Origin of the sequence: Aggregicoccus sp. 17bor-14, assembly GCF_009659535.1 — a bacterium.
Classification (GTDB): domain Bacteria; phylum Myxococcota; class Myxococcia; order Myxococcales; family Myxococcaceae; genus Aggregicoccus.
The window spans coordinates 99,307-112,927 of record NZ_VJZZ01000003.1 but is presented as its reverse complement, the minus strand read 5'-3'; the positions used below and the strand labels follow the sequence as shown (position 1 = coordinate 112,927).

Annotated in this window: 13 protein-coding genes; 5 read left to right on the top strand and 8 right to left on the bottom strand. The window is 73.3% G+C overall.

The genetic code is table 11. The features are described from left to right. The 4 genes from FGE12_RS06970 to FGE12_RS06955 form a co-directional block, all read right to left on the bottom strand. Complete coding sequence (locus tag FGE12_RS06970; protein ID WP_153865615.1) at positions 1-324, bottom strand: ATP-dependent Clp protease adaptor ClpS; 324 nt, start codon at positions 322-324, stop codon at positions 1-3. A gap of 34 nt (positions 325-358) precedes the next feature. Further along, entirely contained in the window at positions 359-1,549 is a 1,191-nt protein-coding gene (locus tag FGE12_RS06965; RefSeq protein ID WP_153865614.1) for a GNAT family N-acetyltransferase, read from the bottom strand. A 123-nt stretch (positions 1,550-1,672) separates the two neighbouring features. Next, on the bottom strand, positions 1,673-4,828 hold the full coding sequence (locus tag FGE12_RS06960; protein ID WP_153865613.1) for a kelch repeat-containing protein: 3,156 nt from the start codon (positions 4,826-4,828) through the stop codon (positions 1,673-1,675). 4 nt (positions 4,829-4,832) lie between these two features. Next, entirely contained in the window at positions 4,833-5,273 is a 441-nt protein-coding gene (locus tag FGE12_RS06955; RefSeq protein WP_153865612.1) for a hypothetical protein, read from the bottom strand. 274 nt (positions 5,274-5,547) lie between these two features. Between FGE12_RS06955 and FGE12_RS06950 the strand changes: the two genes are divergently transcribed. From FGE12_RS06950 to FGE12_RS06940, 3 genes are all read left to right on the top strand, one after another. Further along, complete coding sequence (locus tag FGE12_RS06950) at positions 5,548-6,108, top strand: NifU family protein (protein WP_153865611.1); 561 nt, start codon at positions 5,548-5,550, stop codon at positions 6,106-6,108. Further along, positions 6,105-7,022, top strand: a complete 918-nt coding sequence (locus FGE12_RS06945) for an SAM-dependent methyltransferase (RefSeq protein ID WP_153865610.1) — start codon at positions 6,105-6,107, stop codon at positions 7,020-7,022. Before FGE12_RS06950 ends, FGE12_RS06945 begins: the two co-directional genes overlap by 4 nt. A gap of 108 nt (positions 7,023-7,130) precedes the next feature. Further along, positions 7,131-8,114 carry a cache domain-containing protein gene (locus FGE12_RS06940; protein ID WP_153865609.1) on the top strand — a complete coding sequence of 328 codons (984 nt, stop codon included), beginning with the start codon at positions 7,131-7,133 and terminating at the stop codon, positions 8,112-8,114. A gap of 51 nt (positions 8,115-8,165) precedes the next feature. On the opposite strand, the gene FGE12_RS06935 is transcribed toward FGE12_RS06940, so the two are convergent. Beyond that, positions 8,166-9,062, bottom strand: coding sequence for an oxidoreductase (locus FGE12_RS06935; protein ID WP_153865608.1), 897 nt, complete (start codon positions 9,060-9,062; stop codon positions 8,166-8,168). Positions 9,063-9,113: 51 nt separating this feature from the next. Between FGE12_RS06935 and FGE12_RS06930 the strand changes: the two genes are divergently transcribed. Further along, positions 9,114-10,265, top strand: coding sequence for a class I SAM-dependent RNA methyltransferase (locus FGE12_RS06930; RefSeq protein ID WP_153865607.1), 1,152 nt, complete (start codon positions 9,114-9,116; stop codon positions 10,263-10,265). A gap of 78 nt (positions 10,266-10,343) precedes the next feature. On the opposite strand, the gene FGE12_RS06925 is transcribed toward FGE12_RS06930, so the two are convergent. The 3 genes from FGE12_RS06925 to FGE12_RS06915 all read right to left on the bottom strand — a co-directional run bounded on the left by FGE12_RS06925 (position 10,344) and on the right by FGE12_RS06915 (position 13,336). Continuing rightward, positions 10,344-10,772, bottom strand: a complete 429-nt coding sequence (locus FGE12_RS06925; protein ID WP_153865606.1) for a hypothetical protein — start codon at positions 10,770-10,772, stop codon at positions 10,344-10,346. A 223-nt stretch (positions 10,773-10,995) separates the two neighbouring features. Next, a complete protein-coding gene (locus FGE12_RS06920) occupies positions 10,996-11,679 on the bottom strand; it encodes an NAD(P)H-binding protein (RefSeq protein WP_153865605.1) in 684 nt (227 codons plus the stop codon). A gap of 58 nt (positions 11,680-11,737) precedes the next feature. Continuing rightward, a complete protein-coding gene (locus FGE12_RS06915) occupies positions 11,738-13,336 on the bottom strand; it encodes an ATP-binding protein (RefSeq protein ID WP_194797667.1) in 1,599 nt (532 codons plus the stop codon). A 129-nt stretch (positions 13,337-13,465) separates the two neighbouring features. On the opposite strand from FGE12_RS06915, the gene FGE12_RS30650 reads away from it, so the two are divergent. After that, positions 13,466-13,588 (top strand): hypothetical protein, encoded by a 123-nt coding sequence (locus FGE12_RS30650; protein WP_255449856.1) that lies wholly within the window; start codon positions 13,466-13,468, stop codon positions 13,586-13,588. The last annotated feature ends 33 nt before the right edge of the window (positions 13,589-13,621 follow it).

The window sequence follows — 13,621 nt, the reverse complement described above, 5'->3', positions numbered from 1 at the left end:
CTAACCTTCCTCCGGTTCCATGCTGAGGCGCAGCGGGAAGCCATTGTCCTTGGCCGCTGCCTCCACAACCTTGATCTTGGTCTCTGCGACCTCATAGGTATAAACGCCCGCCACGCCGATGCCGTTGTAATGAACGTGGAGCATGATCTGCACCGCGTCCGTCTCCGAGCGGTGGAAGACCTCCTTGAGCACGGCGACCACGAACTCGCGCGTCGTGTAGTGGTCGTTGTGCAGCAGCACCTTGTAGCGCGTGGGCCGCTTGAGCTTCTGCTTCGGCTCCAGCTCCGTGGCGACGTTCGAATCGGGCTCGTACTTCTGCGGCATCGTGTGGGCGTCCTCGGGATGTAACGCGGGAGGGTTAACGCGGCTCGGGGAGCGCGGCCTGCTTGAAACCTGTCTCCGCCCGCCAGAAGGGCAGCCCCTGCCGCACGGCCGCCTGCTCGTGGAGCAGGAAGGCGCGCACGGCCCGGTCCAGCCCGGCGTGGAAGAGGCGGTGGGCACTGTACGTGAGCTGCGGCTCGAAGCCGCGCGTGAGCTTGTGCTCGCCCCCGGCCCCGGGCTCGAAGCGCTCGAGCCCCCGCTCGATGCACGCGCGCACGGGCTCGTAGAGGCAGACGTTGAAGTGCAGGAAGGGGTGGGTCTCGGGCGCCTGGGAGGTGCCCCAGTAGCGGCCGTAGAGCACGCGCGGGGCGGCGAGGTTGAAGGCCCCGGCCACGAGCTTCCCGTCCGTCCGCCGCCGCGCCTCCACCCACTCCACCCGGTGCCCGAAGCGCTCGAGCATGCGGCGGAAGAAGGGGGCGTTGAGCGCGCGCGGGCTCCAGCCGTAGCGGTCCACGGTGGCGGCGTAGAGCTGGTACAGCGCCTCGGGGTCCACGCTGCTGAGCGCGTCCCCGCGCAGGGTGCGCACGGTGAGGCCCTGGGCCTCCGGCCCCTTCAGCTCGCGGCGCAGCTGGTGGCGGCGCTTGGCGTGGAAGCGGGCGAGGAAGTCCTCCATCCCGCCGTAGCCCGCGTTGAGCCAGTGGTACTGCACGCCGAGCCGCAGCGCGAAGCCGCAGCCCTCGAGGCGCGAGGCCTCGTCCGCGGTGGGGAAGTGCACGTGCACGCCGGAGAGGCCGCTCGCGCGCGCGTACTCGAGCGCCGCCGCGTACAGCTCCGCCTCGCGCGCCGCGCGGTCCTCGCCCGGGGCCACCAGCACGCGGCGGCCGGTGGCCGGGGTGAAGGGCACCGCGAGCACCAGCTTCGGGTAGTAGCGCACCCCCACGCGCTCGGCGGCGGTGGCCCAGGAGAAGTCGAAGACGAACTCGCCGTGGCTGTCGTCCTTGAGGTAGGCGGGCGCCGCGGCGACGAGCCGCGCGCCGCGCCAGAGCGTGAGGTGGCGCGGGTGCCAGCCGGCCGCCGCCGACACGCAGCCCGTCTCCTCCAGCGCCGCGAGGAAGGCCCACTCGAGGAAGGGCAGCCCCGCCTCGTCCAGCAGCGCATCCCACGCCGCCTCGGCGACGTCGGTGATGGCGTGGTGCACGCGCAAGCTGAGGGGCAGCGGGGCGGACATCGGGGCGGGCTCTCGGGCGGGGCTCGACGGCGGGACTCGACGTCCGCGCCTCCGCGACGGGGCGCGGAGGCCGCGGCGCGGTGGGCGAGCCTATAACGGGGGCAGTGGGGGGTGCGCCAGCCGTCAGGCCGACAGGTCGCCCGGGCCACGCTTGCGGCGCCGCCGGCGCAGGAGCCCCAGCAGGGCTCCGGCCGTGGCGAGCGAGCCGGCCTCGCCCCCGCCGTTGCAGCCGCAGCGCACGCCCAGCTGCATCGCGTCGCAGGCCACGTCCACGTCCAGCACCTCGCTGTCCTCGCCCGCGGCGCTGCTCACCCGCCGCACCACCCGGTAGTGCCCCACCTGGGCGCGCGAGGGGCTCCAGCGCAGCTCGCCGGAGGCCGCATCCACCTCCATGCCCTCGGGCACCTCGCCGCCGAGCGCGAAGGTGAGCGGCCCGTCCCCCTGCACCGCCGCGGGCACCGCGAGCGCCTGGGCGCAGTGGGCCTGCAGGCTGTCCGCGGCGGAGGCGAAGTGGGGCGGGACGGGGTCGGGGGGCAACGTGGGCGCGTAGGTGCCCGGGATGCTCGCGATGCCGCCGTCGAAGAGGGAGCCGGTGGGCGCGAAGCCCACCTGGCAGGTGCCACTGGCGCAGCTGCCGTCCGGACAGGCGTGGTCGCAGCACACGCCGGTGGAGCAGGCGTGGCTCGCGCAGGCGTTGTCCGCCTCGCAGGCCTCGCCGCGCGGCAGCCCCAGCTGCAGCGCGCGCGCCTCGCCCACCACGGCGTTGGTCACCGGGTACACCCAGTGGGGCCCGCCGGGCAGCAGCGGGAGCTGGGCCGAGAGCGCGCGGTCGCTGAAGGAGGTGGTTCGCGCGAGCGCCTGCAGGCTGCCGTCCGCGCGGCGCAGCAGCAGCAGGGGCACGTCCGTGGCGCTCGAGCGCGCGGTGCCGCCGGAGGCCTCGCCCGCGCCGGTGAGGCCGCTGCCGCGCACCGCGAGCGGCTGCTTGTGGGGAATCGCCGCGGGCAGCACCTCGATGGCCGGGCGCAGGGCCTCGGGCGCGCCGCGCCCCTCGTCGTAGCGCTCGGCCGGGGCGCCGCCGCCCACCAGGCGCACGCGTCCGTCCGGCAGCAGCGTGGCTGCGGCGCCCGCGGCGCGCGCGTAGGCGGGCGGCGCGGCGGGGCCGAGCACGCGCCCGCTGCGCCCGTCCAGCAGCAGCGCGGAGGGATTGGGGTTGCCCTGGAGGTCCTCGCCGCCCACGACGAGCACGTGGCCGTTGAGCAGCAGCATGGTGGCAGGCGCGATGCGCGGCTCGGGCAGGGTGTCCACCACCTCGACGAAGGCCGAGTCCGCCGAGAGGGGCGCACCGCTCAGGCGCTCGACCTCGAGGCGCGCGGTCGCGCCCTCGCGGCCTCCCACCAGCAGGAGGCTTCCGTCCGGGGCGAGCAGCGCCTGGTGCTGCTCGCGGCCGAGCAGCCCGGGCAGGGGCACGAGCTCCCAGCGCTCGCTGCCCGGGTCGAAGAGCTCCACGCTGTGCAGCGCGGCGCCGTCCGCGTCCACGCCGCCCGCGAGCAGCACGCGCCCGTCCGGCAGCAGCGTGGCGCTGTGGCCCGCGCGCGCCTCGGTGAGCGGCACGAGGGAGCGCCAGGCGCGCTGCATCGGATCGTAGAGCGCGCAGGCCGTGCTCGCCCGGCCCTCCGGCCCCACGCCTCCGGCGACCAGCACGTTGCCGTTGGGCAGCAGGGTCGCGCTGTGGCGCGCGTGCCCTTCCGGCATGGGCGGCAGCGGCACGAAGCTCGCGTCCGAGGGGAGGAAGAGGGCGGCGTCCTCGAGCCCCGCGCCCTTGGCGAGCCCGCCGGCGACGAGCACCTCGCCGCTCTCCAGCAGGGTGGCGCTGGCCTCGGGCTGCGGCGGGGCGTCCGGCAGCTGCAGCACCTCGGGGCGCGCGCTGCCCCAGGCGCCCGAGACGAGCTCCGCGGGGCCGCCGTCCTTCGTCTCGCCGAGCACCAGCACGCGCCCGTCGAGCAGCAGCAGGCTCTGGGCGTGCCCGCGCGTGGCGCCCGGGCCGGGCGCTGCCTGCCACCCGTCGTCCGCAACCTCGAGCAGCTCGGTGGGCACCACGAGCGCGCTGGTGCCGTTGGCCCCTGGCGCCTCCCCGCCGGCGAGCAGCACGCCGCCGGTGGGCAGCAGGGTGGAGGAGTGGCGGGCGCGCGCGCGCAGGAGCGGGTGCTCCTCCCAGAGGCCCCCGTCCGCCGTGCGCAGCTCCCAGGTGGGCACCTGCGCGTAGCGCGTGCCGGAGCGCGGGCTGGTGACGCTCCAGCCGCCCGCGACGAGCAGGCGCCCGGAGGGCAGCAGCGCCGCGGTGTGCTGCTCGCGGGCGTGCGCGAGGAAGGGACCCTGAGTCCAGGAGGTGCCCTCGCCGCGCCAGTCGAAGGTGGTGTTCGTGCTGGCCCCTGCGCGCACGCCCGAGCCGCGTCCGCCCACGAGCGCCACGCTGCCGTCCGGCATCAGCGTGGCGGTGTGGTGGAAGCGCAGGTCGGGGAGGGAGGCGAGCAGCGAGAAGGTGCCGGCCTCGGGCTGGAAGAGCTCGGCGCGCGCGGTGCCGTAGACGATGTCGTCCACGTCGCCGCCCGCGAGCAGCACCGCGCCCGAGCGCAGGCGCAGCGCGGAGTGGGCGAAGCGCGGGCCCGCCATCGGGCTCTTGAGGGCGGAGCAGAGGCCCGTCTCGGGCTGGTAGACCTCGGCGTCCGACACGCCGGTGCGCTCGGCGGTGGTCTGCCCGCCGGCGAGCAGCACGCGCCCGTCCAGCAGCCGCGTGGCGCTGTGGTCCGCGCGCGGGCGGGTGAGGGGACCGGTCTCGCTCCAGCTGCCCGTCACCGGGTCGAAGAGCTCCTGCGAGTCCAGCGGCGCCACGCTCCCGTCCTTCTGCAGGCCCAGGCCGCCGCTCACCAGCACGCGGCCGTCCGGCAGCAGCACCGCGGCGGCGCGCGAGCGCGGGGTGAGCAGGGGAGAGGCCTCCACCCACTCGCCGCTGAGGGGCTCGTAGAGCTCCACGTCCGCGAGCGGCGTGCCGTTCGCCGTCTCTCCGCCCACGAGCAGCACCCGCCCGTCGCCCAGCAGCACCGCCGCATGGTCGCGCCGCGGGGTGCGCAGCTTGCCGCTGTCCGCCGAGGCCTGGCGCAGCGCCGCGCTGCTGCGGCGAACGGGGGGCGGCGTGGAGGCGGCGGGGACGGAGGCGTCACAGCCGGCCGCGAGCGCGGCGCAGCAGGCACAGCTGGTGAGCAGGAGCAGCCGCGCGCTCACGTGGTCAGCGCCCCCGGGTCAGCTCGGCTGCGAGGAAGCGGCCCACCTCGGCGAGCCCGGCGAGGGCGCGCTTGCGGCCCTCGTCGGTGCTGAGCACGCGCCGCACCGCATCGCTCGCGGTGCCGGCCTCGAGGTCCGCGAGCACCAGGAAGGCGCTCCAGCCGGGGGTGAGGGTGGCGAGGCGCCCGGGACGCTGGGGCCGGTCGCGCAGCGTGGTGGCCACCTTCTCCAGCAGCCCCTCCTCGTCCAGGCGCTTGGTGCCCGCGAGCAGCGCCGTCCAGGTGGCGTCGAGCAGGTCTCCGAGGAGACGCCCGCGCAGCGCGGCGTCCAGGCGCTCGGCCGCCTCCTCCTCGTCGATGTGGTGCGCCGCCGCGAAGGTGGGCACGAGCTTCGCGACCGTGACGGCACGCGTGGCGAGGTGCGAGAGGCGCGGAGGGTAGGCCATCAGGGGAGTCCCAGGGGGTGACGGCGGGCGGGCGGCAGAGGGTGGGGCACTCTACACGAAGGCATCCCACACGGGGGGCGCTCCGTGTACCTGCCTCCCGGATCAGGTGTTGACCGGCCGCGCCGCGCCGCGGCGAAACCTTAGACGGTCCCGCGAATCCGAAGGGTTTTCGGCGCCTCCGCCCCCGGGCCCCCCTCGCCCGCCTCCCCACCGCGCGTGCGGGTTGCCAAGGGGGCGCCATGGGCTTAGAGGAGGGGCAAAGGGAGACTTTTTCATGTCGGTGAACATCCAGCTCGAGTGGACCCCCAACCCCAGCACGCTGAAGTACGTGGTGGACCGCAAGCTGCTGACGTCCGGGGCCGTGAACATCACCAGCAGGGAGCAGGCGGCGGAGAAGAGCCCGCTCGCCAAGCGCCTGATGGACATCACGGGCGTGACGGCGGTGATGGTGGGCACGAACTTCGTCACCGTGACCAAGGGCGAGGACGGTGAGTGGGACGAGCTCAACGACCGCGTGATGGACACGCTGGACACCCACCTCACGGCGAACGAGCCGGTGGTGGACGAGGCCGCGATCCAGGCCGCGCGCACGGCGATGGGCGCCACGGGCTCGGTGGAGCAGCGCATCCAGGACATCCTGGACACGGAGATCCGCCCCGCGGTCGCGCAGGACGGCGGCGACATCACCCTCGACCGCTTCGAGGACGGGCTCGTGTACCTGCACATGAAGGGCAGCTGCAGCGGCTGCCCCTCGAGCACGGCCACGCTGAAGATGGGCATCGAGGGGCGGCTGCGTGAGCTGATCCCCGAGGTGCTCGAGGTGGTGGCGGTCTGAGGCGCCAGGTCAAGGGCACGGCAGCGGTCCGCAAGGAGCTGCTGCCGGAGCAGAGCCCCGCGCTCCTGCGCGAGCTGCACCTGCTCACGCGCGAGGGGCACCTCAACGCGGACGCGCTGCGCAAGCTCAAGCAGGTGAACCACCTGATGGGCCTGCTGCGCCCGGCCTTCGAGGACCTGCAGCAGCGCACCCAGGCCCCCGTCGTCGTGGACGCGGGCAGCGGCAACGCGTACCTCGGCTTCATCCTCTACGAGCTGTTCCTCAAGGACGCGGAAGGGGGGAGCCTCGTCTCCATCGAGGGGCGCCCGGACCTCACCCAGCGCGCGAAGGAGCGCGCGGGGCGGCTGGGCTTCTCCCGGATGCAGTTCGAGACCGCGAGCCTCGAGACCGCGCAGTGGCCCGAGCGCTTCCACCTGCTCACCGCGCTGCACGCCTGCGACACGGCGACCGACGATGCGCTCGTGGCCGCCATCCAGAAGGGCGCTGACTACGTGGCCGTGGTGCCCTGCTGCCAGGCCGAGGTCGCCCAGCAGCTCAAGGAGCACAAGGGCAGCCCGGACCCCGCGCTCGCGCTGCTGCACGAGCACGCCTGGCACCGGCGCGAGTTCGGCAGCCACCTCACCAACGTCATCCGCGCGCTCACGCTGGAGGCCTTCGGCTACCAGGTGACCGTGACGGAGCTCACCGGCTGGGAGCACTCGCTCAAGAACGAGCTCATCCTCGGCCGGCGCGTGCACCGCGACAACCGGCGCGCGCGCCTGAAGCTGGAGCGGCTCCTGGGCTCGAGCGGGGTGAACCCCAAGCTCACCCGCGTGCTCGGGGTGGTGCCTGCGTCCCCGACGGCGGCTGCAGAGGTCGTTTCGGAGCCGGCGCCTGAGGTGGCTCCGGCCGCCGAGCCCTCCGACGTGATTTGAGCCTCGCGCGCGCCGGCTGAACGCGGCGCGCGCGCCTGGGGTACACTGGTCCCCGGAAGCACGCGACCGGGGGCCGCGCCCGGTTCTGCAGTGCAGGGGATTTCCGACATGTCCGGCAGCAACCTCGCGACCGAAGCACTCGAGCGGGCCTCGCGCATCCTGGGCGAGCGGGTCTCGCGCGTGCTCGGCGCGCTCGCGCGGCTTCGCACCCTCACGCAGCGGCAGCTGGGCCACGGCCTGCGCGCCCCGGACGAGGTGGCGCAGTGGCTGGTGCAGCAGCGCTTCGGGCAGGACGCCTCGGGCTTCTTCCGGCCGCAGCCCGCCGAGGCGAGCGCCCCGGTGGAGTTCGGCTGGAGCGCGGAGCGCGCGCACGACGAGGCCCTGCGCGCGCGGCTGTGCGCGCTCGCGGAGCTTGCCCCCGAGCTGCAGCAGCTGCGCGAGGGGCTGCCCGGCGTGGCCTGGCTCTACTACATGGACGCGGGCAACGCGGCGCTGGTGCACCCGTACCTTGGGCTCGAGCGCAACGTGCCCTCGCGCTTCGACTGGACGGGCTACCGGCCGTACCGGATTGCGCACCCACAGCAGAACCCCGCGCTCACCGTTCGCTGGACGCCGCCCACGGTGGACGGCGGCGGCGAGGGGCTGGTGACGACGGCGTGCCTGCCGGCGCTCTTCCCGGGCCGGGGCGAGCTCGCGGGCGTGTGGGCGCTGGACGTGCCGGTGCGCTGGCTGCACGGCGCCCAGGACGAGGAGCAGCTCGCGGACGAGCAGCTGGTGTTCGTGGTGGATGGGGACGGCCGGCTCGTCTCGCACCCCTCGCTCTTCGGCGCGCAGACCCCCGTGGGCACCGTGTACGACGTGGGCCTCGGGGCACTGGGCGGCGAGTTCGCGAGCCTCACGCCCGCGCAGCTCGCGCAGAACGGCGGCCAGGGCGAGCGCACGCTGCGCGACCGCAACGGGCTCCCCGTGCGCTGCCGCTGGCAGGGCATCAACGGCACGGACTGGCACGTGCTGCTCGCGGTCTCCGCGCACACGGGAGTCCCGGTGCGTCCGCCCGCGCTGCGCTCCGCGCGCCGCCGCCAGGTCGGGTAATGCGTCTTCCCTCTCCCCCTGGGAGAGGGTCAGGGTGAGGGATTGCCGCCTCTACCCGTACGTCTCGCGCTTGATCCGCTTCTCGCTCACGCCCAGCTCGTGCAGGTGGGCAATGACGGCCTCGATGAAGCGCGGCGTCGCCGTGGTCCGCGTCTCGAGCGCCTTTCTCCGGTCCCACGGCGTAATCGCGGGCCCGCACGCGTAGACGAGCAGATTCTCACGAACCGCGGGATCCGCAGGCAGCAGCTCGCCGATGAGCTCCTTGCTGATGCGTCCCTGCCGCACGCGCTCGGAGTAGCCGTAGCCCTCCGCCTCGCGGGTCAGCGTGTGCACGATGCGCAGCTTCTCCGGGTGCGCGCGCTCGAGCGCATGCAGCTCCTCGCGGAACAGCACGTCGCCCCAGGTCTTGTTCGCCATGATCAACGTGTGGCGGACCTTCAGCCCGCGGTGCAGCGCGTCCTTGATGAGAGCGAAGTTGGGCACGGCACCCGAGCCCGCGACGAGGTGCAGCACCTCGGCCGTCCGCTCGTCCACGTCGGGCGGGAGGATGTACGGGCCCATGAAGCCGGTGAAGCGCAGGCGCTTGCCCACGAGCCCCGCGTGCACGAGGTACGGGCTGAGCAGGGGCGGATACTGGCTCTCGCCCGGCACGTAGGGCTCGTCTTTCACGGTGATGGCGACGTACCGCTCGTGCGGGGCGGAGGCCATGCTGTAGGAACGCAGGGGCTCCCTGCGCCCCTTCTTGTCCTCGAGGAAGGCCGTGAGCGCGACGAGCGCAGGGAACTGCCGCGGGTCGATGTTGAGGTACTGCCCGGCCTTGTACTCGGGACGCGCGTCGCCCAGGTCCAGCAGCAGGGTCGCCGTGTCGGCGGTCTCCATGCGGATTTCGGCGACGGTGGCCTCGTACTCCACCGCCTTCTTGCGCTCGGTCGTGATCACTCCGCTCATGCGGTCTCTCTAATCCTTTGCCCCTGGCCCTGCGGGGGGCGCCCGGCCACAATGCCCCTGCCCGTGAATGACGTCCATCAGAGGGAGCAGCTCTTCGTCTCCTCGCTCCCTGGCCTCGAGGCCGCACTAGCCGACGAGGCGCGAGCAGTCCTGCGCCCGGCAGCCGTGCGGGCGGTGACGGGCGGCGTGGAGCTGGAGGGCGAGCCCGGCCTGCACGAGGAGGCGAACCTGCGCCTGCGGCTCGCGAGCCGAGTGCTCCTGCGGCTCGCGGAACTGCCCACGCCACCTCCCGCGCAGCTCGAGCGGACGCTCGCTTCTGTGTCCCTCGCGCGCGTGTGGGACGGGCGTACGCCGCTGCACCTCTCGCTCGCGCTCTCGCGCGCGTTCGCGCCGGCGGCGGTACTCTCAGCGGCCGCGCGTGCGTGGAGGGCGCCGGGACTCTCGCGCGCCGGCGGGCTGGACGGCGGGGAGACGGAGGAGGTGGCCGCGGGCTGCACGCTGCTGCTGCGCGAGGCCGCGGGCCGGCTCACCCTCAGCGTAGACACCAGCGGCGAGCCCCTGCATAGACGCGGCTACCGCCAGGAGGTGAGCCGCGCGCCGCTGCGCGAGACGCTCGCCGCAGGCGTCCTGCGGCTCGCGGGCTACGACGGCAGCGAGCCCCTCGTAGACCCGATGTGCGGCAGCGGCACCTTCCTCATCGAGGCGGGCGGCATGTCGCAGGGTATCGCGCCCGGGCTCTCGCGCCCCTTCGCCTTCGAGTCCTTCCCGCAGCACGTGCCCGCAACGTGGGAGCAGCGCCGAGCGCGCGCGAAGGGGGAGGCTCTGGAGCGTCCGCGTGGGAGCCTGCACGGCTTCGATCTCAACGCGGGCGCACTGGGCACTGCGCGGCGCAACGCCCGGCGCGCAGGGCTCACGCTCGCGCTCGAGCGCCGGGACGTGCGCGTGCTCACGCCGCCCGTGCCGGGGCCCGGCCTGCTCGTCGCGAATCCGCCCTACGGCAAGCGGGTAGGGGAGGCGGAGGACCTGCCCGGCCTCTACCGCGCGCTCGGCGCCACGGTGCGTGGCGCCTTCGCAGGCTGGCGTGCAGCACTGCTCGTTCCAGACGACCCCGCGCTGCTCCAGGCGCTCGCGCTGCCCGATTCCTCGAGAGTACCCCTGCGCAACGGCGGCCTGCGTTGCGTACTGCTGCAGACCGGGCGCTGACTAGACCCTGGCGCGTCCAGAGCCTTGGCGGTCCACGTCACCAATCTTGAAGTGGCGGCGCCGTGTGTCGTCGCGCTGCTAGGCGTGCGAGAACTGCGCTCTGTATGCAGCAGAGAATGCCTTCAGGGCATTCTCCAATGAGATCCAATCAACTCCTCGCAGCCGGGCGTTCCCGCACCCACGCAAGAGATCGACGCTCGACATGATTGCGTCGGCTACGAGGGCCGAAACTTCGACCGGCCTTCGCTCCGTCCAATCCTCACGGGTGATGCCGATATGGACGGAGACATACCGACGCTTCTTGTCGAAATCGATGCTTCCTGCGCCCGAGAAATCAAAGGAACTGATCTCGCCATCTACGCGCAGGATGAAAGCGAGCTGCGGGAAGGGGAAGCCTTCGAAGGACTTCCCTTCGAGCGCCGACTTCAATGCACGGAAATGGGGAAGGACTGCCTGAGCGGCGTCTCGACCGCCAAATTGGGCTGACACTTCGAGCGTCGTCGTCATTGCTTCCTGCCGCGCCTTGCGTCGGTACCGAAGCCATCTTGGCAGGCGGGCCATCGCGAAGGCAGTGAGTCCATTGGCCGCCCACCTTTTTTGCCCGCAGTTTCGACGGCACACCGCGTCTTGCCTACTCAGGTTGCACCAGGGAGGCGCAAGCGCAGGGCGCGCTCCCCCTTGGCGCCATCTCCGAATGCTCGCGACGTGCGGAGGCTCAGAGGGAACCGGCTCAGTTGTCCCGGCCTTCCTCGCTCCCGAGCCGCGCAATCTCTGCGTTCTCCACGATGGGCGTCCGTGCACCCTCGCGTGCGACCCGCAGCATCGCGCGGCCTACCTGCTCCGAGGTGCAGACGTACTTGGGGAACACGGTGCGCCACACCGGGTAGAGCCCGCCCATCACGGTGTAGAGGGCGCGGTACAGCGGCGTCTTCGACTTGATGCCGTGCAGCGGCTGGATGTAGCCGGGCCGGAACATGAACGCGGCGCGGAAGGGCAGCCGCAAGAGCGCGTTCTCCGTCTGGCCCTTCACGCGGGCCCACATGCTGCGCCCGCGCTCGCTGCTGTCCGTGCCCGCACCGGACACGTACACGAAGGTCATCGCGGGGCTCACCTTCACCAGCGTCTCCGCGGCCGCGAGCGTGAAGTCGTACGTCACGCGCCGGTACTCCGCCTCGCTCATCCCGGCCGACGACACGCCCAGGCAGAAGAAGCACGCGTCGTAGCCCGCGAGCTCGGAGGCAACGGGCGCGAAGTCCGTGAAGTCCCGGTGTTGCAGCTCGCGCAGCTTCGGGTGCTCTTGGCCCGTGGGGCTGCGGCCCACCGCGAGCACCTGCTCCACATCCGGCGCGAGGAGGCACTCGCGCAACACGGCCTGGCCCACCATGCCGGTGGCGCCGAAGAGGATGACCTTCATGGGAGCTGCCTCCTGTGCGGGTGGACTCGAGAAGCCGCGCACTCCGATGCGCGGGCCCTCAAGGGGTCGCGCAGCGCAGCGGCAGGCGCAGCTCGAAGCGCGCGCCGCCCCCATCGCGCGGCGCCGCGCGCACGCTGCCTCCGTGCGCGTGCACCACCCGGCGCACCACCGAGAGCCCCAGGCCCGTGCCCGTGGCGCGCGTGGTGAAGAACGGCTCGAAGACGCGCTCGGCGTCGGCTTCCGCGAGGCCGGTGCCGCGGTCCTCCACGCTCAGGCACACGCCGTCCTGCGTGCGGGTGATGCGCACGTGCACGGGGCTTCCGGGCGGCGAGGCCTGCACGGCGTTGCGCACCAGGTTCTCCAGCGCGAGCTGCAGGAGGCTCTGGTCCGCGTGCAGCTCTGGCAACTGCGGCTCCTCGTCCAGCAGCAGCTGGTCCGCCGCCGCCTCGCCGCGCTCCACGAAGAGCCCCAGCACCCGGCGCGCGAGCTCCTCGAGCTGCAGCGGGCGCGGGCGCGGCTCGAGCGGGCGCACCACGTCCAGCAGGTCCCGCACCACGGTCTCGAGCCGCAGCGCCTCCTCTTCCAGCATCGCCGCGGCGCGCGCGGCGTAGGGCCCCGCGGGGTCTCTGCGCACCACGGCCGCCGCGTTGAGGATGGCGCCCAGCGGATTGCGCACCTCATGCGCCACGACCGCCGCCGCCTCACCGAGCACCGCGAGGCGCTCGCGGTCCACGAGCTCTCCCTGCAGCCGCCGCAGCTCCGTGAGCTGGCGCGCGGCCTGCGCGTGGTGGCGCACGTTCTCCAGCGCGCTGCCCACCTGGCGCGCGAAGAGGCCGAGCGTGGCAGCGCTCGCCGGGTTGAGTGCATCTCCGTGCAGCGCGAGGACGCCGTAGGCCCGGCCGTCCACGAAGAGCGGCGCATCCAGGGCGCGCATGCTGGGGAAGGTCCGCTTCAAAAGAGCCGCGACCTCCGGCGAGTGGAAGCTGTCCAGCACCCGGTGGATGTCCTGGTGGAAGGCGATGCGCCCGGAGCTGAAGAGCTCCTCGAGGTGCGGGAGGCTCCCGCGCGGAAAGCGCACCTGCTGGATGGGCATGCCGTAGAGCTGCTCGCCGGCCGCCACCGTGTCGGGGTCCTGGCGCATGGGGCCGTGCACCAGCGCCTCGCCCTGCACGAGCAGCGTGGCCACCCAGAAGCCCTGGCGGTGGATGGTCTCCACGGTGGCCTCGAGCACGGCCTCCTCCGTCCGGCAGCCCATCAGCTCGCCGGCCGCCGCGGCGAGCGCCTCGGTGAGCCTCCGGGTGTTCGCCTCGCCCTCCGCGTCGAGCATCAGCATGGTGCGCTCGCCCTCGCGGGGCCCCTCGCACCAGCGCAGCCAGAAGAGGCGCTGGCTCCCGTCCGCGGTGCGCACCCGCAGCCACAGCTCCTGCGGGGTGGGCTCGCCGCGCACGTCCGCCTCGCGCATCGGCTCCATCCAGGCGCGCTCCTGGGGGAGGAAGTGCGCCATCAGCTGCTCCGCGGACCAGGTGAGCAGCGTCTCGCGCGGCACGCCCCCCAGCGCCTCCAGGGCGGGGTTCACGTGCACCACGCGCGGGCCCTCGAGGATGACCACCGGGAGCGGGAGGGCCTCGAAGGCGCGGTGCTCCGGGGGCAATTTCACGGGGTCTCCGAGAGCGCCAAGTGCCCGGAAGCGCGGGCGAATCCGATCCGACGCAATGGATTTATCCCCTCCCCGTAGGAAAGGGCGAAGGCGCTGAACACACGGCGCCCCCTCACAAGGAGCAGGACCATGACCTTCAATTCTCTCTTCGGTAACGTGATGAACCCGAGCGCTCTCGAGCTCAACGCAGTCGCGGTGGTGCTGGCGGGCTTCTTCGTCACGGCGGCGAGCCTCTTCAGCTCGATGATGTAAGGCGGCGGCAGGACCCGCAGTCGCAGTCGCAGC

Bases quoted from the DNA above. Each gene is read 5' to 3' on its own strand.
- FGE12_RS06970 (WP_153865615.1), bottom strand. From the start codon at position 324: ATGCCGCAGAAGTACGAGCCCGATTCGAACGTCGCCACGGAGCTGGAG.
- FGE12_RS06965 (WP_153865614.1), bottom strand. From the start codon at position 1,549: ATGTCCGCCCCGCTGCCCCTCAGCTTGCGCGTGCACCACGCCATCACC.
- FGE12_RS06955 (WP_153865612.1), bottom strand. From the start codon at position 5,273: ATGGCCTACCCTCCGCGCCTCTCGCACCTCGCCACGCGTGCCGTCACG.
- FGE12_RS06950 (WP_153865611.1), top strand. From the start codon at position 5,548: ATGTCGGTGAACATCCAGCTCGAGTGGACCCCCAACCCCAGCACGCTG.
- FGE12_RS06940 (WP_153865609.1), top strand. From the start codon at position 7,131: ATGTCCGGCAGCAACCTCGCGACCGAAGCACTCGAGCGGGCCTCGCGC.
- FGE12_RS06935 (WP_153865608.1), bottom strand. From the start codon at position 9,062: ATGAGCGGAGTGATCACGACCGAGCGCAAGAAGGCGGTGGAGTACGAG.
- FGE12_RS06930 (WP_153865607.1), top strand. From the start codon at position 9,114: ATGCCCCTGCCCGTGAATGACGTCCATCAGAGGGAGCAGCTCTTCGTC.
- FGE12_RS06925 (WP_153865606.1), bottom strand. From the start codon at position 10,772: ATGACGACGACGCTCGAAGTGTCAGCCCAATTTGGCGGTCGAGACGCC.
- FGE12_RS06920 (WP_153865605.1), bottom strand. From the start codon at position 11,679: ATGAAGGTCATCCTCTTCGGCGCCACCGGCATGGTGGGCCAGGCCGTG.
- FGE12_RS30650 (WP_255449856.1), top strand. From the start codon at position 13,466: ATGACCTTCAATTCTCTCTTCGGTAACGTGATGAACCCGAGCGCTCTC.